At 36.8% G+C, this 22957-nt stretch carries 22 protein-coding genes and 1 tRNA gene; 11 read left to right on the top strand and 12 right to left on the bottom strand.

Annotated features, from left to right (window positions below; genetic code table 11):
- Positions 1–264: 264 nt before the first annotated feature.
- Positions 265–660 (bottom strand): universal stress protein, encoded by a 396-nt coding sequence (locus tag H4J56_RS05930; protein WP_182218047.1) that lies wholly within the window; start codon positions 658–660, stop codon positions 265–267.
- Positions 661–903: 243 nt separating this feature from the next.
- Positions 904–1260, bottom strand: a complete 357-nt coding sequence (locus H4J56_RS05925) for a hypothetical protein (RefSeq protein WP_182241789.1) — start codon at positions 1258–1260, stop codon at positions 904–906.
- A 968-nt stretch (positions 1261–2228) separates the two neighbouring features.
- Between H4J56_RS05925 and H4J56_RS05920 the strand changes: the two genes are divergently transcribed.
- The 5 genes from H4J56_RS05920 to H4J56_RS05900 all read left to right on the top strand — a co-directional run bounded on the left by H4J56_RS05920 (position 2229) and on the right by H4J56_RS05900 (position 5526).
- Positions 2229–3557, top strand: a complete 1329-nt coding sequence (locus tag H4J56_RS05920) for a site-specific integrase (RefSeq protein ID WP_182259007.1) — start codon at positions 2229–2231, stop codon at positions 3555–3557.
- Positions 3554–4120, top strand: coding sequence for a hypothetical protein (locus H4J56_RS05915; RefSeq protein ID WP_182259006.1), 567 nt, complete (start codon positions 3554–3556; stop codon positions 4118–4120). Before H4J56_RS05920 ends, H4J56_RS05915 begins: the two co-directional genes overlap by 4 nt.
- A gap of 92 nt (positions 4121–4212) precedes the next feature.
- Positions 4213–4401 (top strand): AlpA family transcriptional regulator, encoded by a 189-nt coding sequence (locus tag H4J56_RS05910; protein ID WP_182259005.1) that lies wholly within the window; start codon positions 4213–4215, stop codon positions 4399–4401.
- Entirely contained in the window at positions 4401–4652 is a 252-nt protein-coding gene (locus H4J56_RS05905) for a hypothetical protein (RefSeq protein ID WP_182259004.1), read from the top strand. The genes H4J56_RS05910 and H4J56_RS05905 overlap by 1 nt, the downstream gene beginning before the upstream one ends.
- Positions 4653–4950: 298 nt before the next feature.
- Positions 4951–5526 carry an inovirus-type Gp2 protein gene (locus H4J56_RS05900; RefSeq protein ID WP_182259003.1) on the top strand — a complete coding sequence of 192 codons (576 nt, stop codon included), beginning with the start codon at positions 4951–4953 and terminating at the stop codon, positions 5524–5526.
- A gap of 108 nt (positions 5527–5634) precedes the next feature.
- On the opposite strand, the gene H4J56_RS05895 is transcribed toward H4J56_RS05900, so the two are convergent.
- From H4J56_RS05895 to H4J56_RS05880, 4 genes are all read right to left on the bottom strand, one after another.
- On the bottom strand, positions 5635–5859 hold the full coding sequence (locus H4J56_RS05895; RefSeq protein ID WP_182259002.1) for a hypothetical protein: 225 nt from the start codon (positions 5857–5859) through the stop codon (positions 5635–5637).
- 494 nt (positions 5860–6353) lie between these two features.
- On the bottom strand, positions 6354–7667 hold the full coding sequence (locus tag H4J56_RS05890; RefSeq protein WP_182259001.1) for a hypothetical protein: 1314 nt from the start codon (positions 7665–7667) through the stop codon (positions 6354–6356).
- Between the two features lie 744 nt (positions 7668–8411).
- Positions 8412–8488, bottom strand: a tRNA-Ile gene (locus H4J56_RS05885).
- Positions 8489–8652: 164 nt separating this feature from the next.
- Positions 8653–11412: a choice-of-anchor B family protein gene (locus H4J56_RS05880; RefSeq protein ID WP_182259000.1), complete on the bottom strand. Its 2760-nt coding sequence runs from the start codon at positions 11410–11412 to the stop codon at positions 8653–8655.
- Between the two features lie 142 nt (positions 11413–11554).
- On the opposite strand from H4J56_RS05880, the gene H4J56_RS05875 reads away from it, so the two are divergent.
- Together H4J56_RS05875 and H4J56_RS05870 are read left to right on the top strand one after the other, a co-directional pair.
- Positions 11555–12391 carry an MbnP family copper-binding protein gene (locus tag H4J56_RS05875; RefSeq protein ID WP_182258999.1) on the top strand — a complete coding sequence of 279 codons (837 nt, stop codon included), beginning with the start codon at positions 11555–11557 and terminating at the stop codon, positions 12389–12391.
- On the top strand, positions 12384–13553 hold the full coding sequence (locus H4J56_RS05870) for an MbnH family di-heme enzyme (RefSeq protein WP_182258998.1): 1170 nt from the start codon (positions 12384–12386) through the stop codon (positions 13551–13553). The genes H4J56_RS05875 and H4J56_RS05870 overlap by 8 nt, the downstream gene beginning before the upstream one ends.
- 3 nt (positions 13554–13556) lie before the next feature.
- On the opposite strand, the gene H4J56_RS05865 is transcribed toward H4J56_RS05870, so the two are convergent.
- The 5 genes from H4J56_RS05865 to rpsU all read right to left on the bottom strand — a co-directional run bounded on the left by H4J56_RS05865 (position 13557) and on the right by rpsU (position 18917).
- Complete coding sequence (locus tag H4J56_RS05865; protein WP_182258997.1) at positions 13557–14186, bottom strand: hypothetical protein; 630 nt, start codon at positions 14184–14186, stop codon at positions 13557–13559.
- 117 nt (positions 14187–14303) lie between these two features.
- Positions 14304–16145 carry an RNA polymerase sigma factor RpoD gene (gene rpoD, locus H4J56_RS05860; protein WP_146798012.1) on the bottom strand — a complete coding sequence of 614 codons (1842 nt, stop codon included), beginning with the start codon at positions 16143–16145 and terminating at the stop codon, positions 14304–14306.
- Positions 16146–16259: 114 nt separating this feature from the next.
- Positions 16260–18017: a DNA primase gene (dnaG, locus tag H4J56_RS05855; protein ID WP_182221176.1), complete on the bottom strand. Its 1758-nt coding sequence runs from the start codon at positions 18015–18017 to the stop codon at positions 16260–16262.
- A gap of 199 nt (positions 18018–18216) precedes the next feature.
- Positions 18217–18663, bottom strand: coding sequence for a GatB/YqeY domain-containing protein (locus H4J56_RS05850; RefSeq protein WP_182218037.1), 447 nt, complete (start codon positions 18661–18663; stop codon positions 18217–18219).
- A 38-nt stretch (positions 18664–18701) separates the two neighbouring features.
- The gene (rpsU, locus tag H4J56_RS05845) at positions 18702–18917 is read right to left on the bottom strand and encodes a 30S ribosomal protein S21 (protein WP_011045067.1); all 216 of its coding nucleotides are present in this window, start codon (positions 18915–18917) and stop codon (positions 18702–18704) included.
- A 362-nt stretch (positions 18918–19279) separates the two neighbouring features.
- On the opposite strand from rpsU, the gene tsaD reads away from it, so the two are divergent.
- Positions 19280–20338, top strand: a complete 1059-nt coding sequence (gene tsaD / locus H4J56_RS05840; RefSeq protein WP_070374848.1) for a tRNA (adenosine(37)-N6)-threonylcarbamoyltransferase complex transferase subunit TsaD — start codon at positions 19280–19282, stop codon at positions 20336–20338.
- A 29-nt stretch (positions 20339–20367) separates the two neighbouring features.
- Here tsaD and plsY read toward each other — a convergent pair whose 3' ends face one another.
- On the bottom strand, positions 20368–20970 hold the full coding sequence (plsY, locus tag H4J56_RS05835; protein ID WP_310733831.1) for a glycerol-3-phosphate 1-O-acyltransferase PlsY: 603 nt from the start codon (positions 20968–20970) through the stop codon (positions 20368–20370).
- Between the two features lie 220 nt (positions 20971–21190).
- On the opposite strand from plsY, the gene folB reads away from it, so the two are divergent.
- The 3 genes from folB to H4J56_RS05820 are packed head-to-tail and all read left to right on the top strand — an operon-like array spanning position 21191 to position 22926.
- A complete protein-coding gene (gene folB / locus H4J56_RS05830; protein ID WP_182258995.1) occupies positions 21191–21565 on the top strand; it encodes a dihydroneopterin aldolase in 375 nt (124 codons plus the stop codon).
- The gene (gene folK, locus H4J56_RS05825) at positions 21565–22062 is read left to right on the top strand and encodes a 2-amino-4-hydroxy-6-hydroxymethyldihydropteridine diphosphokinase (protein ID WP_182241781.1); all 498 of its coding nucleotides are present in this window, start codon (positions 21565–21567) and stop codon (positions 22060–22062) included. The genes folB and folK overlap by 1 nt, the downstream gene beginning before the upstream one ends.
- 48 nt (positions 22063–22110) lie before the next feature.
- The gene (locus H4J56_RS05820) at positions 22111–22926 is read left to right on the top strand and encodes an undecaprenyl-diphosphate phosphatase (protein WP_182258994.1); all 816 of its coding nucleotides are present in this window, start codon (positions 22111–22113) and stop codon (positions 22924–22926) included.
- Positions 22927–22957 lie beyond the last annotated feature (31 nt).

The following is a 22957-nucleotide window of genomic DNA, read 5'->3' as shown; positions in this document are numbered from 1 at the left end:
CAGTTATTGACGATTCATGTTTGGTTTAAAGGAACTAAACTTACTATTAAATATACTCATGTATATGAGCTTTTAATATCCAGGGTATTAGCGTTGTTATTAGAAGGAGATAGTGAGCCATTAAAAGTAATTTCACTTAATATGACTATTGTAAGTAACCCAAGAGTGCAATCTTCATTGCTCTAATAATAACTAATGCCATGTTGGCGGCATTAGTTATTTATTTGAAAGAGCACATTTAGATTTTTTATCAAAAAAATCACTTTAAATTTTAATAAGTGAAACATCACATTTAGCATAATTGGCAACACCATTTGCTGTTGACCCAATCAAAGCATGAATACCTTTTTTAGAGTGGGTACCAAGTATAATTAAGTCTGCCTTTTTTCTTTCTGCAAGTATGCAAATTTGCTCGTAGGGTTTCCCAAATGTGACCGAGACATCTTTCTTTAATATACCTAATGATGCGGCTTTTGATTCAATTGAAGGTAATGCACTTTCTTTTAATTCTTTTTGATAGTCTTTAGGAAGCAATGTATATGGGATGATATGAGTAACAAACAATTTAGCTTGGTATAGTTGAGATAACTCATGGGCTTTTGAAAGTACTTCCAGTCCTTCATCACTAGCTTCTATTGCGCAAATAATAGTTTTATACATATTACAGCTTATTCTCTTGAGCATATCGATTATGTTTTGTTAAAAAAAATATAATAAAATATGACTAAGTTTAGTTTACGTATCAGTGTTTCTTAACCTGATAACTAAACCCTCTATTTAAATCAATATTCAGTCGTTCTAAAACAGATATATTCGCTTAGCCTGATGTTGAAATAATCTCATTACCTGGTCTATTCAAAGTTATAACAAAGGTCACTGGTATGACTAGCGACCTTTTTAGGCTTAGTGCTTTAGAGGATAGGCGATAACCCAGTCAGTTGGTTCATTACCTTGTTTATCAAATTTATATTTAACAGAGTCAAATCCACAGCCTTTTACGAGCCCGTTAAAGTCAAAAGGTTGCTTTACGCCTGCTTTGGATTCCATGAATGCCGCATCGCTTGGTATCATAACTTTTGCATGTTCGGCTGAGATCACAAATGCAGCTTCGGCTAATATCAGATCGTTATTATGGCGCTTGATAATCTGAGCATTTCCTAAGCTATTTCCATCTAAATCTTTGAACTCGAACTCTTCTGGATGATTAATCTCGATAACATCACCGCCATCAAGTTGATATGCAATTAACATGTTTACCATTGTTTATTTATCCCTATTCTATTTGTTTTTATTTCTTAGAGGGCTTTGAAAGATCATAGCCTAGTAAGCAAGTCCGATCTTATACTACATTAAAAATAACAAGTTATTATTGATATGAACGTACTTAAAACAAAGTTTTGCTAATAATTTACTATTAACCATGATAATCAATAAGCCGGCGTGAGAATAAAAACCTCTCTAGCTTAACTGAAGCAGCAGAAGGCTTTTTTAGAGTAACAAAATAGGGAGTGTTAAAGAGTAAATAATCTACTTAGTTGTGTAGATACAAAATTTGTAAAGCTAAACGCATTTTTATACACAACTAAACCGCTTAGTCATTCGCTTCATTAACACTTTGTGAGTAACGTTAATAGATTTATTAGAAACCTAAAGCTAGAGGATGTAAACCACGTCAGAGTATTCCATTACCGAATTTTATAAGAACAGAATAGGGTTGGGATTAGGCGTATAGTAATAACTATCATCATCCTACATGTCAAAATTTAGCACTCACCTTATATTCACACAGTGGATTTTTACACCAATACCACTAGGGTAACCCTAGCGTTTCGGGATATCTTAAAGGGACGGGGTATTCGTACAAATTTCCGACACGGCAAGAGCGAGTGTTATCGTACATAACTTTATTGGAGTTACTACTACAGTGATAACTAAAGTTAATTTCAGATTAAAATATTTTTTAGTAAATTCTTACGAGGATAGTAATATTTGAAATGGTGGCCCCTCCCTGACTTGAACAGGGGACCTGTCGATTATGAGTCAAGCGAAGTATAGTTTTCATCAAATAACATCAAGCAACAAACCCTATATAAACCCTTGATTTAAAGGGGTAACAATTCCTTATGGGCTTTCCTCCTGTTTTATATCCTTTCATTAAGTTACACTCTAACTAGACCCACAACTAGACCCCGCTTCAAATAAGGTCTAGTTAGCAACAAGGATGAAAGATGGCAAAATTAACCCCAAACAAGATCACAGGACTACTTAAAAAGAATTCTGCATACTATGTGTCAGATGATGACGGAACCAAAGGAATGGGGCGCTTATGCGTTAAAATTTATCCTAGTGGCAGTAAACGCTTTGTATTCAGGTATTTTGTTGGAACTAAAGCCAATTTCATTTTAATCGGCAATGTACCGAACGATGGTGGAAAGACTAGCGATAAAGCACTTGGTATGAGCTTGGCAGATGCTAGGGAAAAGGCTAAAGAATACGGAGCTATGTTACAGCGTGGAGTTGATCCAAGACTTGAACAGGGGATCATAAATCAAGAAAAAGAAAACCAAGTAAAGCTTGAAGCACAAAAGGGAAGTATTGAACAATTATTTACAAGCTATACTGCACAAATGGAAAAAGACGGTAAGCGTACATTTAAAACCGTACTATCTGCATTAGAAAAAGAAACCTATCCATTTATACCGCAAGCAACCAAAGCCAAAGACGTAACCAAAGACGATTTAATTAGTGTATTGGCCCACATGATAAAGCGTGGGGCGAATACTCAAAGTAATCGAGTAAGAAGTTATTTGATGGCGGCATTTAATTATGGCCTGTCACATGATAACGACCCTGCAAATTATATCGGCACTGCTAAATTTGGTTTGTTGTATAACCCAGTATCGGCAATTCCTAAGCAAAAATCAGCAGAAAAGGTTGGTGAGCATTTTCTTAGCAATGGAGAGGTTAAGCTGTTGCTCTTGGATTTAGATAGTGAATTTATCCGCTTTCAAATGGGCCAGCATATCCGACACTTAATGAGCTTATGTTTTTATACAGGTGGTCAACGACCTTATGAGCTTGCTAGCTCAAAGTGGGACGCTATAAATTGGGAGGCGAAAACACTATTAATCACGCCTGAAATATCAAAAAACAAAAGACCTCATTTAATTCCCCTAACCGATTCAGCTATAAATATTTTAACCAAGCAAAAGACCGATAGCAGTAATGGTTTTATATTTCCCCATAGGCTCTCTGAGGAGCGACATATTAACTTAGATTCATTATCTAAGGCAGTTAGTCGTTATTGTGAAAACAGCGAAATACGCTCGTTTATACCTCGTGATATTAGACGAACCTGTAAAACCTTAATGGGTGAGCTAGGTATTAGTAAATCTATCCGTGACAGACTTCAAAATCATGCATTGCAAGATGTTAGTTCAAAACATTATGACCGCTATGAATACATGCCTGAAAAGCTTAGAGCATTAGAAGTATGGGAGCGAGAGCTAGCCGATTTTGCTATTAGTAATGTGATTACTTTAAGAGGTAAATTATGAGTTACTATTCAAAAGAAGAAAAATATGAGCTACAGATTAGATTTTGCAAAGAAACGCCGTTGAAAGAGCATGTGACATCAATAAGTATTAATTTTTCAGAGTGGTTGGAAAGTGGAGACCCTGATTATTTGGATAAAATTATTATTGATGCTGATAAGAATAACATAGCAATAAAAGGGGTACTATTGGAGCAGATTTCTATTGCCTCACTTAGGCGGTTGAAAAGGGAGTACTCTTACACTAAAAAAACAAAAATTAATGCTAACGTGCCATCAGATCAAGCTTACTGGGTTATTTTTAAGTTAACATTCTTTTGCAATAAAAGTATAAGTGAATCAGCATTATTAGCCGCAGTGTGGCTGGATAATATATTTCCATCACACAGCACTAAAGCCTCTACTTTAGAAAAGCGCTATCCTACTTGGAGATCAGACAATATAGACTCAATTGAATACGTAAAGTCTATCCGTGAAGATGGCTGGAGTAAGTTAGAACAAGAAAATTTTATATCATCTATACCTCATTTAATACCCCAAAGCTTGAGAGGAAATCGAAGAGATTAATTTACCGAATTATTTCTGACTTTTTATTCCCTTATTACAGGTTATTACCCTCGTTATTATGATGGTTCATTAAATAACAAATGGTAAATGAAATGATAAATAACCAAATAATATCTCTGACTGATTTAGCTCAACTGCTGAACAAATCGAAAGTTTCAATTTGGCGATATTGGAAAAAAGATAGAGTATTGCCACCCCCGATTTTACTTAACGGTAAATGCCTTGGATGGAAGACCTCAGTAATCACTCAATGGTTAGATGATAACCAAGGGAGTGTCTAATGAATAATCCAACGCTAACACAAGTGAAAATCATACAAAACCATCTTGAGAATATAGGGCCAATCAACACAGATGAAGCTCGGTTAATGTATGCAATAGTAGATGTGCCGAGAGTTGTTTCTACATTAAGTAAAATGATGAACATTCGGCATATACCGATAAATAATCGTAGCCCTGTAACAGGGAAAATAAGGGGGATTATGAAATATGTATTAGAGCAAAAAGAAAAACCTATATCCGATAAAACATAAATGAATAATCGAAAATAGGCTTAGGTATTAATACTGGTGGTTCAAGTTTGACGGCAAGGGCCACCAGCTAACAAAGGATTATATACATAAATTAGAATTATGAACAATCACCTGATAAAACCTTAGTTAAAAACACTGTATTGCACATGTAATAAAATGAAATCTGATTGTCGGGTTTTAGGTATGCGATTTTTTTTATTATCACATAGCACCTTATTACTTACTGAGTTATAGGTGTGATAGTAATTACTAACTTTAGTGGGGGTATTTAATAATATCTAAGTATGTCTTTAGTATTATGAGTAAATATTCAACGACATCAGAATACATTATTGTTGATAAAGAAATTTGGTCAGTTAATGCTGGTTATAGTAAATCAGGTTATCCGTTAGCGATTTATACCAAGCCTCTAAAAGCAATCATCAATCAACTTAATGCAATGACGAAGCAATACAGCAGAGTGCTTGTGATTAGGTTTGATCTTCACTTAGATAGCCATACCAACGACAATACTCAAATATCAAAATTCACATCACTACTACTCAATAGGCTAAGAGCTAAGTATAAACTCAATGATATTGGTTATGCGTGGTGCAGAGAACAGGAGCGCTCAAAACAGCAACATTACCACATGGCAATATTTGTAGAGGGTAGAAAGATTAGAACACCTGAGTGTATATGGGAGATGATTCAAGATGCTTGGTGGTTTGTTCGAGGTGGTCACATGACAATGGTTCCCTATCACATGGTATATCGTGATAGTCATCAGTCACGTCAAAATGCAATTTATCACCTGTCTTACTTAGCAAAAACGAGAGGTAAAGGTTATCGACCCTTACAAACAAAAGATTATTCTAATAGTAGATTAAAGTAAGGACTTTAAAAATTGAAGTGTCCGAACACAGGCATAATTTTATGTGTCGGACCTTCTAGCTTTACAGAATAAATCTATTTAGCAACGTGAACTATTGCGTGTATATGTTTATCTACTTGCGTTAATGACTGGATCATCATTGGCCTTCAAAGTGGCAACTTCTGATCTTAAAGCACTTAACTGCTCGTTAGTTTTTTTAGATTCAGCAATTAACTCACTTAATTTATCTTTTGTTCCGAAAATAGCGAATGGTAATAAAAACCATAAAATAGCTAAAACCACTAAACATAAAATAACTGCTACACCAACACCACCGCCTAATAACTCATTCATCACAATTCCCTTTTATAATATAAGATTAAAATTTCATATGATTCATACAATTAGGCTAATGCTTGTTATAGCATATTTAGCAATACTGATTGCATGAATCACATTTAACATCTCATAAAACGAATATATTTGATAGAAATAGATTATAAATACTTTCAATATTAGGGGGTATTATCAATCTATAGTTCTCTTGCATTATAAAAAGAGTTTTAAAGTTCTTAAAGAATGAACTGGACAATTACATCAGTTGTGCCACCTAATTGCATCAGAACTGCCAGTCATTATCATCTAATACTGTCACCTAACAACATTAGGTTTGCCACTAATAAATATGATCACTTTGTGCGCTTTCCAGACGTTAGAGTTTACTTTGCTAACGGCAGCTCCAAGACTTAAAGCGGTCATTAGGGTAATTAATAACTTATGCGCTCAAGCAAAATATAGGCAATAAAAAACCGTCGATAATAGTTTTTATCGACGGTTTATTAATCTGATTACTCTCGTACTTTAATAGTTTTAAGTGCACCCAGCACATTTCCCGAATGACCTCCATATCCTGATAGGTCGGTAATGCCAGCATCTATTCCGTATATAAAATCATCTCCTGTGTAAGCAACATTTGATATTGTAATATCAATGATGTGTTCACCAGCAGGTATTTCACCTTGTGCCTGTGCAATTAAAAGTTCACCTGCATTAACATCATAAGAAACAGGCGTAAGAAGGGTAGGAAGTTTAATATCAATTTTAGCTGATAGATTGGACTTAAAGTTTATATTATAAAATAGGCTTGGCTGATAAGCAACCAGGTAATACCTGATAGTAACAGATTCAATTGATGGTGAGAGTACATCATAACTAAGAATGTTAAAGAAACTAGCTATAGATAATGTCGGGTTCTTATTATTGTCAATTAATATATCAAATAAGGTAAAATCTTTACTTTCACCATTAACAAACTGATTGTCATAATCTTGCATAGTATTGACTGCACTTTCAGTTAAACCTGATACACGCATAACGTCAGTGTTATGGTGACCGCCATTAATATTAGTAACATTTACTTCATATGCTCCTTTAAATTTTAAAGAGGTTCCAGCAGTTTCTCTATCACCAGATAGATGGATTAAGTACCTACCTACAGGCAAGTGATAATCGATTGTTCCGTCTACAAGTGCTATCTCTTCTTCGCTGTAATCTTCATAAGAATCTAAAGTTTCGTTATATTTAGTGATTTTTTGGATTAAATTTCGTAGGTATAAAGTACTAGGTTTTTCACCTTTAACAACTTGAGAAGGTGCCTCTGTACTTATTTTTACAGAGGCGTCAACGAAGAGGGTTAATCTTGAATTATTATTAACTACAGGTTCAGTTTTTGTAAATGTCACCGAAATAGCTGAACCATTATAACTGTATGATTTTCCACCCACAGTGAAACTTAAAACCTTAAAATCCATAGTTTCACCACTATCATGCATAACAGATATTTCAAAATCTTTGAGACTCATCCCACTCACATCTACTGAATTATTCGTAATCTGTGTTTTTTGACCGTTACCTTTAATATAAGCAGTTGCCACATTTGATAGATCAAAAGTAAAAGCTCCAATAGTATCTGAACCTTCTATTTTGAACACACTTGTTTCAATATTGGTATCAGCATCACTTAACTTGGTTAGAGTAATAGTAGGATCAGGTGTCGTTACAGGTGGTGGAGTAACAACAGGCTTAGGCTCACTGCCTCCACCTCCACATGCTGAAAGCAAAAGTATAATTATTAGTAAAATATGTTTTCGAAGTGTATCCATTTGTAGTCCCTTATTTTTTTATTAAACAATATCAATTTGGAATATATATTTATCTTTTACTTTAGATAATTCAGATTATCAGAAGTAAACTAGATATTACACAGAAACTGATTGAATTTTAAGAAATTTATTATGTTGTAGTTTATTTCTTAACGACCGCAATAGTCTCAAAGTGACTGCTAGATATTGTGGTCAGCTTCTCAATTTATGACCGCTTACCATCCCAAAGCTGTCGGTATGGTACTCAAGCCGTAGGTCTTCAAAGTGGCAAAAGTGAGCATTAGCAGTGTTCAACTTATCCAAAGTGACAGCTTTAATAAGGCTGAAATATTGTGGCATAGTTAAATGTAATTGGTTTTTTTAGGTAAATGCAATTACGTGGCACTGCTGCTAGAGATTCTCCAATGAACCTCAGATAACCTAAGATAAACCTAACATAACCTAACCTAAACCTCACCTATACGAAAATGCATAAACCTATCAAAACCTTACTTTCAAACTTAAATAATTAACTTAGCATTAATAGTATTTGTGGTTTATAAAAAGACTTTGTAGTGTTAATAATTGTTAGGTTTTTCGGAGTGTTTTACTTAAAAAAAGTTATTGATAGTCTTTGAAGAAATATAACTAAGAAAATCATAAGAAAAAGAATAAATAAATGCTAACTAGACCCACAACTAGACCTTGTTTAGATAGATTACCTATTTTGTTAGTGGTTATTAACCTGGTGTGTACTGGTAGAAGTGGTGGCCCCTCCCTGACTTGAACAGGGGACCTGTCGATTATGAGTCGAATGCTCTAACCAACTGAGCTAAGGGGCCATCTTTTTATCCGCTTTAAATTGAGACTTCAACTTAAAGCGGCGTGAAGTATAAGCATTTTTTATTTTGTTGTCACTAGCGTATTTTTAAAAAATGATAAATTTTACGTTGTTCGCTTAATTGTTAGGCAATACGGGTGATTTTATATCACTATTGCCTAGATACTATTTATTGATAATGACTTTTCTCTTGGTTAATAAAGATAATGAAAGGATTGTTAGCCATAATATTGTGCCGCCGCTACTTGGTGCGTTGGGCGTTGGTGTTACTACAACAGGTGCGACTACTGAAACAATAACACTCCCTGTACTTGATGCACCTCTGAAATCAGTAGCGGTAAGTTTAAATGTTAACGAGGTAGCGTTATTTGGGGCTGTAAAGCTAGCTGATAACATATCAGCGTTAGTTATTGATACCGTTGAGCCTGCTGTTTGCTCCCATAAGTAGGTCATACTGTCGCTTTCTGCATCGATGGCTTGAGCCGTTAACGTTACACCTTGATTAGTATTTACTTCAAAATTTTCTCTTAGGGTAACCATAGGTGCTGTATTTTGATCATCATCAGCAATAGTGAATATAATCTCTGCATTATTACCTAACCGACTATTATCGATGCTTGATAAGGTTAAGGTGAACGTTTCATTTTCTTCTTCTTCAATATCATCAATAATAGTTAATATAATTTTTTTAGTATCACTTTCACCTTCGCCCCAAGATACTTGCCCCGATGCATCAATGATATCGCTACCAATAATCGCTTGCCCTGAAGTCAGTTGATACTGGAATGAGATACTGCCCGATGTGCTACCCATTCGGTTAACATTTACGGTGTATTCATCAACATTCTCTGCGATTGTTTGCTCGTCGAATTCAAAGCTTCCCGTTCCTTTGTCTATTAACCCAGTAATATTGATAGTGTTGTAACTGTTTGAGCCAAGTGTTGCACCATTTGTTGGATTATATAAACGTATAAAAAAAGACTCTGACAATTCGGTATTTGTTAGATCATCTGCAATATCAATACTTATTGTCTTATTGGTATTATCGTTTGCAGCCCAAGTGAGTGTGTTGTTTTCTACATCAAAGTCAGTGCCTTTTTTGGCGCTACCTTGAATTACTTGGTAACTTACCGCAGTACTTTCTGTAATGTCTGAACCATTACGTTGCACAATGAGGTTGAGAGTTGTTCCTTGAGCGGTTTCTGTGCTTTTACTGGTAAAGCTGAACATTCCTTTCGTTGAAGCTTTTGCGTTATCTTTTAGTACATACAGACCACTGTTAATATCGCTAACGAGAATATTTCCTGACGGTAAAAATGGATAAACGCCCCATGCACCATTAAAGCTTGCTGAGTTACTCGGTGTGAAAGTATCAAAGAACCCAACTTCAGTAGGCGTTGTAGGATCCGTAATGTCTAAAATGGTTAAGCCACGTTCGTAGTTAGACATATAGTATCTATTACCTCGAACAAAACCATTATGATCAATCGCTTGTGTAGGACCTGTCCATTGGCCAACCTGTGTTGGGTTCGTTAGGTCCCCAATTGAAAATATTCTAACAGTGGTGTTTAATCCACCACGAAATTCATCAAATTCATCATGTAATAAAATGAACTGCTTATCTTCAGTGCCCCAACCAGAATGTACATATTTATTGTTCGGAGCTACGTCGTTATATTCAGCCGCACCTAACTGAGTTGAGTTATTTGGATCGGTGATATTCCATAACTTCATGACGTCTTCATTAAAATCAATGAAAACAGTACAGCTACCTGACGTTAAACCACAATCATTCACTGAACGTTGATCATCTATAACAAGAGAAGCCCCATCATGGGTGTAGCCATTACCAAAATTGTTAGCAGTAACGTTGACTAATGTTTTTGGGTTTTCTAATGAATAGCTTTGGAAAGCCCCACCCCTACTGTTTGTGCCAATAAGTTGCAGTGAAGCTGTTTGATCTGGAAGCGTTATATTAAGGGTATGATCAACATTAGTGATATAAACATTATGGGCTCTACTGACCACTTTATTCTTTTCAACTAAGGTTATTGAATGAGGAAGATTGTTAAGGTCAATAATAGTCACATAATCTGTTGGACCATTTCGAACACCTTCGGTTGTAACATAAGCATAGGCTTGCCATAAATTGATATTTTCATCAAAGTATTGGTAAACTTTTACATCTCGCCATGTTGACGTTACTCCAGCTATTGTACCCACTTCAACAGGAGTGGTTGGGTTTGTAACATTAACCACAACAACGCCATTTTTTACGCCCATAATAGCAAATTCATTACCCGTATTTAAATCTACATGGCCCCAAATATCGTTGCCTTCAACAGGATCACTCGACATTGCAGTTAATGGGAAATGAGCGAGTAAATCAATGTTATTGCAGTCAAAAATATCAGCTTTGCCATTAACACAAGGTTCATTTGCTTGGCTTTCACTGAGTTGATAATAACTTGCAAGTTTTTGTTTTAAATCTTTATCTTTAGCAAAGGCTTTACCATCTGCAATAACGCTAAAACCGTTGCTACGAAGCTCATCAACCATTTCAATTGGAATATTATGTAAAGTGGTAACATTTGACTGAGGGCTTTGTGATTGGTAATGATCAAATTGATTATAGCCTCCGACGACTGAGACAAGAGCGCTTTTTAAATAAAATAATTCTTCGCTTGAAGTGATTGTAAAGTCGCCTGAAGCAACAAGTACGTTATCACCTTTGTTTGCTTGGCTAACCGCATAGGCAATTGTTTTACAGGGTCTAAGAACATTATCACAGCGGTCTTTATCTACGCCATTAACAGCAACAAACCTCGATTTATCATGCTCTGAATGAGCGAATGTATTTGAAGAGAGTAAAAAATAAGATATTGAAATAATTGCAATGCCAAGAGGTAATGATATTTTAGCCATAATGTGCTCGTTTTTTATTTAGCTGCTCAATATTTGATGGCTTTACCATAGCAAGTTAACGTACAATTTAAAACCAACTCGTTAACATTACCTTAACTTCATGTAAATATTACTTTGCATTCAACGATTAAGCCTTATTCAAATGAACCGTTATATATTAAAAAAAATTTTAGCTGTCACAACTATTTTTGGGTTAAGTATTACCTTACTTTCAGGATGTTTTCAAAAGTCACAGCCCACAAAAATTTCTTTTCAAGCTGTTTATAAAAATACTGACATTAACTGTGCAAGCAGTTTCTCTGATGTTCATGAATTAAAAAGTAGCGAATCACAAAAGTGGCAATATCAGCAGTTACAGTTTTTTATACATGGCGTTGAAGTGAACACCAGTAGTAAGGGTTGGCAGCCTTGGCTGATGACAACAAATGCAAATCAAGCAGACAATGTCGCTTTACTGGGAGAGATATGTGATAGAAAAAATGGCAAAGGTTATTGGCAACTCGAATTAATGCCATTAGATGAAGCGGCTGTTGTTACTGATATTCGTTTTACTTTAGGTGTACCATTTGCACTTAATCACCTAAATCCATTAACCCAACCTAGTCCATTAAATGACGCTTCAATGTTTTGGGGATGGCAAGGAGGGCATAAATTTATGCGGGCCGAGTTAGTCTCTCAAAATGATGACTGGCTATTTCACCTAGGCTCTACAGGTTGTAAAGCATTAAGCCCAGTACGAGCACCAAATAATGAATGTTTGTATCCTAATCGCGTGTCTGTTGCTTTACCTTTTACCTTGGAAAATTCTACCATTGAATTTGATTTAGCGTTGTTAATACGAGATGTTGGATTAGCACGCAAAAATAGTTGTCAATCGGCAATCGATGAAGAGAGCTGTAAAATGTTATTTAAGAACTTAGGTTTGGGAGCGAATACTAGTAATGAATCGTTGTTATTTAAGACAAAAAATAATGGGTAATTGGCTTCTACATCGACTTAAATTAACACTTCAGTGCTTATTCACTTTTGGCATTTTCTTGGCTTTGCAGTCATGTAGTGATGATAAGAAATTAGAAAGTGATTATCAGTGGCCAATTATCGAAGGTTTTCCTAAACCACAAGTACCACAAGATAACCCAATGACTCAAGCAAAAGTTAATTTAGGAAAGAGTCTGTTTTTTGATAAAAATTTGTCAGCTAATCAACAACAAGCGTGTGCAAGTTGTCATCATCAAGAGTTTGCTTTTGGTGAAAATATTCCCCATTCATTTGGCAGCACCGCACAACCACATCGACGTAATGCCTCTGCTTTAGTTAATATAGCGTATAACAAAACGTTAACGTGGGCACATGACGGTTTAACGTCAATTGAACAACAAATACTATTACCTATGTTTGGTGAATCGCCGGTTGAATTAGGCATAACCGGTCATGAAGAAGAAGTTTTGGCACGCTTTAGCTCAGAAACTTATCAAATGTTATTCACAGAAGCATTTCCAAATCAAACCGTTAGTTTCGATTTAATTGTGAAAGCATTAGCGAGCTATGTTCGCAGTTTAGTTTCTTTAAATTCGCCTTTTGATAGCTATGCATATTTGGCTGATGACAATGCTATTTCTGCCTCGGCTTTGCGCGGTATGAATTTATTTTTCTCAGAGCAGCTTGAATGCCATCATTGTCACGGCGGATTTAATTTCACTCAGTCTACCAGTCATGAAAAACAGCTTATTGATCGCAGACCCTTCCATAATACGGGTTTGTATAATGTTAGCCATCAAAGTGGTCGTGATAAATCAGGTTACCCTAAACATGATACTGGTTTGTCTGAAATTTCAACGTTAGTGAGAGATAATGGCCGATTTAGAGCGCCAACATTACGTAATATTGAAGTTAGTGCGCCCTACATGCATGACGGCAGTATTGGAAGCTTAGCGGAAGTTATTGATTTTTATGCCGCGGGTGGACGAAATGTTACTACGGGTGAATATCAAGGTGATGGGCGAAGTAATCCACTGAAAAGCCAGTTCATTAAAGGGTTTGTCTTAACAGAAGAAGAAAAAGAAGACTTAATTGCTTTTTTGAAAACCTTAACGGACCAAACATTTCTATCTGATCCTAAGCATATTATTGTTGATAAGTAAGTCTTAAAACGTGAAGGTTAAACCTGCTGATAATTCACTTTGCACCCACATATCGCTCGATATTGCGATTTTACAGGTATTGTTATCACAGAAAAGTGCGTCTTGAGAGTCAATAAGTGTCGCATATACTCTTGCACCTAAACGAATCGCTATACGGTCATTGAGTTGTAATTTACTGTAAAACCCTAGGTTTACTGAGAGTTTAGTTTCGTCATCAAGTTCTTTTGCCTTGGGTGAAAAATGCGTAACACCAAAGCCACCAGAAAACCAAAAGGGGACTAAGCTATTTGAAAGTGGCACATTACCACCGATATGTAGATAAGTTACCGATAAGTCACTAGTATAAGGGCTTAATAAACTGGCAGGGATTAATTCACTTTCATAGTGACTTATCAGCAATTCACCTTGTCGTTTATTGTCATAAGGCCAGGCAACAATCACTCCAAAGCTTGAGCCTTCATCTATCTCAACTTCTAACGATTGGGACTCACTCATATCATAAAAGTCACCTGCAATAGTAAAGTCTCCTCCTAAACGGTAACCTGCAAAGGGAGTTACCTCGATAGGTCCAGATTTAGCCGCTAAAGTAGGTAGTGTTAAAAATAAAGAAAATAGTAGAATGAGAGAGCGCATTGAAAGTCCTTTTATGCAAAATTTGATTGGCTGATAATTGAGTCGAGTTAATTAAAGACAAAAAAAATCCAGTAATTAATTACTGGATTTTAAGTCATCTATTTAAAAATGAAAGCTTTATTCGCCGTCTAAGAAACTTTTAAGTTGCTCAGAGCGAGAAGGGTGACGTAATTTACGTAACGCTTTTGCTTCGATTTGACGAATACGTTCACGGGTAACATCAAACTGCTTACCTACTTCTTCTAACGTATGATCGGTATTCATATCGATACCAAAACGCATTCTTAACACTTTAGCTTCACGAGCGGTTAAGCCAGCTAATACTTCGTGTGTCGCATCTTTCAAGTTTTCAGCGGTAGCCGAGTCAACAGGTAGTTCGCCATTACCATCTTCAATAAAATCGCCCAAGTGTGAATCTTCGTCATCACCGATAGGGGTTTCCATTGAAATCGGTTCTTTAGCAATTTTCAATACTTTACGAATCTTATCTTCCGGCATGATCATGCGTTCAGCTAATTCTTCAGGTGTTGGCTCACGTCCCATTTCTTGTAACATCTGACGAGAAATACGATTTAATTTATTAATCGTTTCTATCATATGTACTGGGATACGAATCGTTCTGGCTTGGTCAGCAATTGAACGGGTGATCGCTTGACGGATCCACCACGTTGCATACGTTGAAAATTTGTAACCACGACGGTATTCAAATTTATCAACAGCTTTCATCAAACCAATGTTACCTTCTTGAATTAAATCTAAGAATTGTAAACCACGGTTGGTATATTTTTTAGCAATCGAGATAACTAAACGTAGGTTAGCTTCAACCATTTCTTTTTTCGCACGACGAGCCTTAGCTTCACCGATAGACATACGACGGTTAATATCTTTAATACCGTGTACATTTAAGAACGTTTCTTTTTCTAATTGGTTTAATTTATAAATACAACGTTCAACGTCTAACTCAATATCAGACATTTTTGCTGAATAAGCATGACCTGCAGCTTTTTGCTCGTTAAACCAATCTTTAGAGGTTTCATTACCTGGAAAGATTTTGATAAACGTTGTTTTAGGCATGCCAGCACCAACAACACAGTGCTTCATGATTAAACGTTCTTGAATACGTAATCTATCCATTACGCTACGCATGTTTTTAACAAGCTTATCAAAAAGTTTAGGGATTAAACGGAATTCTTTAAATACTTCAGCTAAATCATCAATCGCTGCTTGTGCGTCTTTATGACCGCGACCTTTAGCATTAATAACTTTATTTGCTTTTTCGTAGGCATTGCGAAGTAGAGTGAACTTTTCTTTAGCAAGTTCAGGACAAGGACCGGTATCTTCTTCTTCCTCATCTTCTTCGTCGCCATCAGACTTGTCTTCGTCGTTGAGCTCTTCTTTTGAAAGCTCTGAACCAATATGCGTCGCTGCTGCTGGAATTTCTTCTTCTTCAGCATCAGGGTCTAAAAAGCCAACGATAATATCGGTTAAACGTACTTCTTCAGCTTCAAAGTTGTCCCACATATCGAGTAAAAAATTGATTGCCGGCGGATATTCAGCAACACTACGCTGAACTTCCTTAATGCCTTCTTCAATACGCTTAGCGATAACAATTTCGCCTTTACGCGTTAATAGCTCAACCGTACCCATTTCACGCATGTACATGCGGACAGGATCAGTTGTTCTACCAATTTCGCTTTCAACCGTAGCAAGTGCTTGGGCAGCTGCTTCAGCAGCATCTTCATCAGTATTACCTTCTGTCATCATCAAGGTATCTTGATCTGGAGCAGTTTCGAATACCTGAATACCCATGTCGTTGATCATTCTAACGATGTCTTCAACTTGGTCTGAATCGATTATATCTTGTGGCAGGTGATCGTTAACTTGAGCAAAAGTTAAGTAACCTTGCTCTTTACCTTTGGTAATGAGCTCTTTAAGTCTAGATTGTGGGGCTTGATTCATTGACGAGTGTCCACCTAAATTATGGCTATCAAAATGAAAACAGTAAGCCGGAAATTATAGCTAATTGCTTAGTATATTGCCAGCGTTAAAGTTTGTTCAACTTATTTTTGTTTGCTACGCACTTAACAAACTATGTAATTCTTGTTTCTCACTTTTACTTAAGCCAGTTGCATGTTCTTTGGCAAGCAATTGCTCCGTACGTTGTTCAATAAATTTGTTTAAAAAACTTTCTATTACATCAATAAACATCGATTCAGCATTTTCAGGTTCAACATGATGTTGTAAGCACATTAACTTTGTTAATTGGCTACCTTCAGTGGTCCCTCGAAAATGTTCAATAAGCTGAGCACTGTTAATTTTTGAATTTTGTTTACATAAAACTAACAGTCGATTTAGCAAAGGAATACCTGGCATATCGAGTTGTTGTAAAATAGTAATATCCGGTAATGCACTAATGATATGGGGGTGCTCAAGTAATAATGCAATAGCAAGGCGTAATGGTGTGATCTTACTTTGCTTCTTTACCGTACTCGCCTTGTTGTTTTGATTGTTCTTTTTACGTAATTCGTCTAAACGTTTTTCGTTGCCACGGGCGAATTTATTGGCTAATTCAGTCAAAATTGAATCTTTCAAGGTACTATCAGGCAGCTTATTTAAGTAAGGCTGGAAGAGCTCAATCATTTTTGATTTTCCTTCCAAAGTACTCATATTGACTTGCAGAGAAAGGTGATCAAAAAGAAAAACTGACAAGGGTGTGGCGTTATCTAGAATTTCTTCGAAAGCTTGTTGACCTTTTTCTCTGATCAACGAATCAGGGTCTTCACCGTCAGGCAAAAATACAAATTTTAAACTCGTACCATCGTTGATTAAAGGCAGGGCATTCTCCATGGCTCGCCATGCAGCATCTCGGCCTGCTCGGTCACCGTCATAACAACAGATAACTTCTTTAACGGTTCTAAATAAAGTTTGGCATTGCTCTGGGGTGGTTGATGTACCGAGCGACGCTACAGCATAGTCGACACCATGTTGTGCTAATGCCACAACATCCATGTAGCCTTCAACCACGACCAATCGAGACAATTGTTTATTGGCTTGTTTTGCTTCAAATAATCCGTAAAGTTCATGGCCTTTATGATAAATACGTGTTTCTGGAGAGTTTAAATACTTTGGCGTACCATCACCCAATACACGACCACCAAAACCAATAACGCGACCTCGCTTGTCACGAATGGGGAATTGAATACGACCTCTAAAACGATCATAAGGACGATTCTTATCGCCAGGGATTGCCATACCTAAATCGACAAGTTGCTGAGTGGTTTCAGGATTTTTGGCAAAATGGTTCATCATCCCATCCCAAGCGTCACTGATATAACCAATACCAAAGCGCTTCACCACTTCACCGCTTAAGCCGCGACCTTTTAAATAATCAATGGCGGAATCTTTATCGGTAGCAACTTTTAATTGTTGTTGATAAAAACGACTGATTTTTTCCATCAGTTCGTAATCATCTTGTTTTTGTTTATGAACTTGTTGTTGCTGCTTTAGTTGCGCAGGGCTCTGGTTATTCTGTTCACGTGGCACCTCCATATTATAATGTGAGGCAAGTTCTTCAATCGCATCAGGGAACTCTAAACGGTCAAATTCCATCAAAAAGGAAATAGCATTGCCGTGTTCTCCACAACCAAAGCAATGATAGAATTGCTTATCTTGGCTAACACTGAACGAGGGAGACTTTTCGGTATGGAATGGGCAACAAGCTTGATAATTTTTGCCGGCTTTTTTTAGCGGCACTCGAGAGTCAATTAATTCAACAATATCAGCGCGCGCTAATAAATCATCAATAAATTGTCGAGGGATCATACCAGTCATGTCTACATTTTCTTTGGTTGTTTGTGCGAAGGTTATTTTAAACCTAATTGACCTGTACTGGATAGGTGTTTTTTAACTTCTCACCCAAGTGAAACGATAAATAGGTATTATATAAAACAATAAAGCCGTGAAAATAAATTTCACGGCTTTAAAATGTACATTTTAATAAAACGAAAACAGTAAGCTTTAGTAAAATCCGTTATGCATTTAAGGTATTACGAACTTGGCCACTTACTGCGCCTAAGTCTGCTTTGCCTTGCATTAATGGTTTTAATACCGCCATTACTTTACCCATGTCAGCCATTGAAGCAGCACCGGTATCAGCAATAGTTTTTGTAATTAACTGACTAATTTCTTCACTTGAAAGTGGCTGCGGAAGAAAAAATCCTAACGCGGTTACTTCTTCAGCTTCTTTAGCAGCTAACTCATCACGACCACCGTCAGTAAACATTTTGATGGACTCTCTGCGTTGTTTAACCATTTTGGTTAAAATCACAATGATGTTCTCATCAGTTGGTTCAAGGTTATGATCGATTTCGGCTTGCTTAATTGATGAAATGGCCATACGAATAACACCAAGACGACATTTGTCTTTAGCACGCATCGCAACTTTCATTTCATCTCTGAGTTGGTCTATTAAACTCATTTATTTTACTCGATAGTCTTAAATACTACTAAGGTATCTTAGTACATGCGAACGCGGCGAGCGTTTTCACGAGAAACTTTTTTAGCAGCACGCTTAACAGCGGCAGCTTTCTTACGTTTACGTTCCCAAGTAGGTTTTTCGTAAGATTCGCGACGGCGAACTTCTGAAAGGATCCCTGCTTTTTCACATGAACGTTTAAAACGACGTAATGCAACGTCAAATGGTTCGTTTTCTCTAACTTTAATTACTGGCATGTATAACCTTAGTATGTATCTATATGATTGGTGTATCGCTTAAGCATTATTGCTTCGCAAACACCCACTCTATCAAAATTGGGTGACGTATTCTAAAGCTAAGCACTAGTTAAAGTAAAGTGTAATATTTTCTAAAATTAAAATTAACTGATTTAATACTAATTTTATTATATATCCGCTGATGTTCACGGGGGAGAACGAATAATAATTTATTAAACGTTGTCGCTGGCCATTATCTATTTTTCTGATAAAAAAGTAGATCACAACCTTGATCAAATGGGTATAATAGCTAACGTATTTGGCGTTAAAATCGCTCAATAAAATGAAATAAACATTATTTAGGCTTTTAGGTTAAGGGTATTATGCGAATTTTAGGTATAGAAACATCTTGTGATGAAACGGGTATTGCTATTTATGATGACGGAGAAGGTGATTTACCTAAAGGTATTGTAGCCCATCGTTTATATAGTCAAATAGCTGTTCATGCTGACTACGGCGGAGTCGTTCCTGAATTAGCGTCACGAGATCATGTCCGTAAAACAATACCTTTAATTAAAGAAGTGTTAAAAGAAGCTAACTTAACCCCTGCTGATCTAGACGGCGTTGCTTATACTGCAGGGCCTGGTTTAGTGGGGGCATTATTAGTAGGCTGTTCAATTGGCAGAAGTTTAGCTTACGGTTGGGGACTTCCGGCTGTGCCTGTTCATCATATGGAAGGGCATTTACTCGCGCCTATGTTAGAAGAAAACGTGCCAGAGTTTCCTTTTGTTGCCCTGCTCGTTTCGGGTGGACATACTATGCTAGTGCGTGTTGACGGCATTGGTCGATATGAATTACTCGGTGAATCAGTTGACGATGCTGCGGGTGAAGCGTTTGATAAAACAGCTAAGTTACTTGGGCTTGATTACCCCGGCGGGCCTGCTTTATCGAAGATGGCTGAAAAAGGCACAAAAGGGCGTTATAAATTGCCGCGTCCAATGACAGATCGTCCAGGTTTAGATTTTAGCTTTAGTGGTTTAAAAACCGCTGCGGGTACCGTTATTCGCAAAGAAATAGCGTTACAAAAAGCACAAGGCAATGAAGGTATGGATGAACAAACTCATGCCGATGTCGCTTATGCATTTCAAGAAGCGGTTGTTGATACCTTAGCAATAAAATGTCGCCGTGCTTTGCAGCAGTGTGAGTTAAAACGTTTAGTGATTGCTGGTGGCGTTAGCGCCAACACATCGCTTCGAGAAAAATTAGCGGAAATTACTAAAAAGCTCGGTGGAGAAGTTTTTTATCCACGTCCTGAGTTTTGTACTGATAATGGCGCGATGATAGCTTATGCGGGCTTGCAACGTTTAAAAGCAGGAACAGATGCAGATTTATCGTTTAAAGCGACACCACGTTGGCCGTTAGATACTTTACCAGCGGTATAACTAGCGGTAAAGTTGGCACATTAATGACTTTATTTGGCCTTAGTAAAGGATATTTTACCTTCATCTCCTTTTATCAATCGCCAAATGTTGTCCTTGTGGCGAAAAATAATTAATACCGAGAGCATCATCACTGGGTACATATATAGAGGTTTTAATAGCCAAATATAAAAAGGCGCAAGCGATACCGTAATAATAGCGGCTAAGCTTGAATATCGGCTAAAATAAATCACACTTACCCAGGTCAGTATCAATAAACCCCCAAGATCTAAACCTATCGGTAATAATACACCCAGTGCGGTTGCAACGCCTTTTCCGCCTCTAAAGTTAAAAAATATAGGGTACATATGGCCTAAACAAGCAGCCAGTGCTATTAACCCTAAATTAAGGGGGTCTAAATCAAGGAAATAAGCGCCCCACACAGGAATAGTGCCTTTGAGGATATCAAAGACCAGCACCAGTGCAGCGATGAATTTGTTACTGATACGCAAAACATTGGTTGCGCCAGGATTGTTTGAGCCGGTAGTGCGAGGATCTGGAAGTTTTAATAGCTTACACAATAAAATAGCACTAGAAATCGAACCGACCAAATAGGCAGCAAGCATTATTATCAGTGTTACTAATAGAGCGCTAATACAAAAACCTCTCAATTCATTGTTAAAATGATGGTTAATTATAACAAGTTTTCAACAATTTTAGATATTCTAGCCTTTCATAATGTCAATGGAAATAAGTTTTTCTATCGTCTATTAATAAAAAAAATGAATTGATCCGTCAACCACTAGTTTTTATAACTTTGCACAGGTAAAATCGACCTATATTTTTAGTTGTTTTATTAAAGATGAGTGTACGTTAATGGATAAAGTTTATATTGAAGGCTTGAGTATTCAAACCACCATAGGTTTTTTCGATTGGGAAAAAGAAATCAAACAAACCTTAGTGATTGATTTAGTTATGGGGTGGGATACCGCCAAACCGGCCGAAAATGATGAGCTAGTTAAAACACTCGATTATGCCGACATATCAGTAAAAATAGCCGAATTTGCTAATAAAAACCCCGTAGATTTAATTGAAACATTAGCAGAGCGTTTGGCTAAATTCTTAATCGAAACTTATCAGATCCCTTGGCTTAAATTAAAAGTAGCCAAGCCTAATGCGGTGCATAATGCCATCACAGTTGGCGTTGAAATTGAACGTGGTAGCCAATCAAATAACAGTAATCATGGGTAATGGCGCGTTTATATATTTCGCTTGGCAGTAATGTAGACCGTCAGCACTATTTACAGACAGGATTGACTGCCCTTGAAGCGCTGCTTGGTGAGTTAACGCTATCATCTTTATTTGCTAGTAAAGCCGTAGGATTCGACGGTGCTGAATTTTATAATATGGTGATCGGTGCGACGACCGAACTTAATATAGTACAAGTGGCTAAAGCACTCCGCGAAATTGAGCTTAAAAACGGTCGAGAAATTGATGCTAAAAAATATAGCCCACGCACCTTAGATTTAGATTTATTGCTGTTTGACGATTTAGTGTTGGACACTCCAGCACAAATTCCACGTGCCGAGATCACAGAAAATGCCTTTGTTTTATGGCCATTGGCTGAAGTAGCGCCAGATCTTAAACACCCCATTTTAAAAAAATCGTACCAACAACTTTGGCAAGCTTACGATAAAACACAACAACAAATAACCACAGTAGACTTTTCTTGGTCAAGCCAATTATAAAAGTTAGACATTAAAAAATTGAATTATACATAAGGAATATAATAAGCAATGACCATTACAGAGATATTTATTTTAGCTATTCTCCAAGGATTAACGGAGTTTTTACCCGTATCAAGTTCAGCACATTTAATCTTGCCATCAGCTGTTTTAGGCTGGAAAGATCAAGGTTTAGCACTCGATGTTGCTTTGCATGTTGGAACATTACTCGCAGTTGTTTTATATTTTCGTAAAGATGTCGCGAATATGGCTGTTGCTTGTGTGGGCAGTATAAAAGGTGATAATACTAGCTTTGATGGCAAGCTTGCCTGGTGGATATTATTTGCGACTATTCCATTAGGAATATTTGGTTTGCTCGGCAAAGACTTCATCGAAGCACATTTACGTACTGCGTTGGTTATTGCTGCTACTACCTTAATTTTTGGATTTTTACTGGGTTTTGCTGACATTAAAGCGGGTAAAAGAAAAGCGACTGAGCATATTGATTTTGAAAAGCTAGGATTTAAAGGTGCTATGCTAATTGGTTTAGCACAGGCGGTAGCATTAATTCCGGGTACATCGCGTTCAGGTATAACAATGACTATCGGTTTGATGCTTGGCTTAAGTCGAGAAAATGCGGCTCGATTTTCTTTCTTATTGTCAATTCCTGCCATTGCGATGGCGGGGAGTTATTTAACATTAAAATTAATTACTGAAACGGGTCCTGTTGATTGGAATGCTATTGGTATTGGCAGTGTGTTAGCTTTTTTTAGTGCTTATGTCTGCATTCACTACTTTCTTATTCTATTGGAAAAAGTCGGTATGATGCCATTTGTTATCTATCGCTTAGTTCTGGGTGTCGCATTACTTTGGTTTGTGCTGGGTTGATTGATCTAAATCGGTGCTGCTATCGTTTAGT

The sequence above is a fragment of the Colwellia sp. BRX8-4 genome (assembly GCF_014077345.1).
Lineage (GTDB): Bacteria > Pseudomonadota > Gammaproteobacteria > Enterobacterales > Alteromonadaceae > Colwellia_A.
Note: the sequence above shows the minus strand (reverse complement) of the source record. Positions and strands in the feature narration are given on the sequence as shown.

Excerpts from the sequence above, each read along its gene's own strand:
- H4J56_RS05930 (WP_182218047.1), bottom strand. The coding sequence starts at position 660 with ATGTATAAAACTATTATTTGCGCAATAGAAGCTAGTGATGAAGGACTG.
- H4J56_RS05925 (WP_182241789.1), bottom strand. The coding sequence starts at position 1,260 with ATGGTAAACATGTTAATTGCATATCAACTTGATGGCGGTGATGTTATC.
- H4J56_RS05920 (WP_182259007.1), top strand. The coding sequence starts at position 2,229 with ATGGCAAAATTAACCCCAAACAAGATCACAGGACTACTTAAAAAGAAT.
- H4J56_RS05915 (WP_182259006.1), top strand. The coding sequence starts at position 3,554 with ATGAGTTACTATTCAAAAGAAGAAAAATATGAGCTACAGATTAGATTT.
- H4J56_RS05910 (WP_182259005.1), top strand. The coding sequence starts at position 4,213 with ATGATAAATAACCAAATAATATCTCTGACTGATTTAGCTCAACTGCTG.
- H4J56_RS05905 (WP_182259004.1), top strand. The coding sequence starts at position 4,401 with ATGAATAATCCAACGCTAACACAAGTGAAAATCATACAAAACCATCTT.
- H4J56_RS05900 (WP_182259003.1), top strand. The coding sequence starts at position 4,951 with ATGAGTAAATATTCAACGACATCAGAATACATTATTGTTGATAAAGAA.
- H4J56_RS05895 (WP_182259002.1), bottom strand. The coding sequence starts at position 5,859 with ATGAATGAGTTATTAGGCGGTGGTGTTGGTGTAGCAGTTATTTTATGT.
- H4J56_RS05890 (WP_182259001.1), bottom strand. The coding sequence starts at position 7,667 with ATGGATACACTTCGAAAACATATTTTACTAATAATTATACTTTTGCTT.
- H4J56_RS05880 (WP_182259000.1), bottom strand. The coding sequence starts at position 11,412 with ATGGCTAAAATATCATTACCTCTTGGCATTGCAATTATTTCAATATCT.
- H4J56_RS05875 (WP_182258999.1), top strand. The coding sequence starts at position 11,555 with ATGAACCGTTATATATTAAAAAAAATTTTAGCTGTCACAACTATTTTT.
- H4J56_RS05870 (WP_182258998.1), top strand. The coding sequence starts at position 12,384 with ATGGGTAATTGGCTTCTACATCGACTTAAATTAACACTTCAGTGCTTA.
- H4J56_RS05865 (WP_182258997.1), bottom strand. The coding sequence starts at position 14,186 with ATGCGCTCTCTCATTCTACTATTTTCTTTATTTTTAACACTACCTACT.
- rpoD (WP_146798012.1), bottom strand. The coding sequence starts at position 16,145 with ATGAATCAAGCCCCACAATCTAGACTTAAAGAGCTCATTACCAAAGGT.
- dnaG (WP_182221176.1), bottom strand. The coding sequence starts at position 18,017 with ATGACTGGTATGATCCCTCGACAATTTATTGATGATTTATTAGCGCGC.
- H4J56_RS05850 (WP_182218037.1), bottom strand. The coding sequence starts at position 18,663 with ATGAGTTTAATAGACCAACTCAGAGATGAAATGAAAGTTGCGATGCGT.
- rpsU (WP_011045067.1), bottom strand. The coding sequence starts at position 18,917 with ATGCCAGTAATTAAAGTTAGAGAAAACGAACCATTTGACGTTGCATTA.
- tsaD (WP_070374848.1), top strand. The coding sequence starts at position 19,280 with ATGCGAATTTTAGGTATAGAAACATCTTGTGATGAAACGGGTATTGCT.
- folB (WP_182258995.1), top strand. The coding sequence starts at position 21,191 with ATGGATAAAGTTTATATTGAAGGCTTGAGTATTCAAACCACCATAGGT.
- folK (WP_182241781.1), top strand. The coding sequence starts at position 21,565 with ATGGCGCGTTTATATATTTCGCTTGGCAGTAATGTAGACCGTCAGCAC.
- H4J56_RS05820 (WP_182258994.1), top strand. The coding sequence starts at position 22,111 with ATGACCATTACAGAGATATTTATTTTAGCTATTCTCCAAGGATTAACG.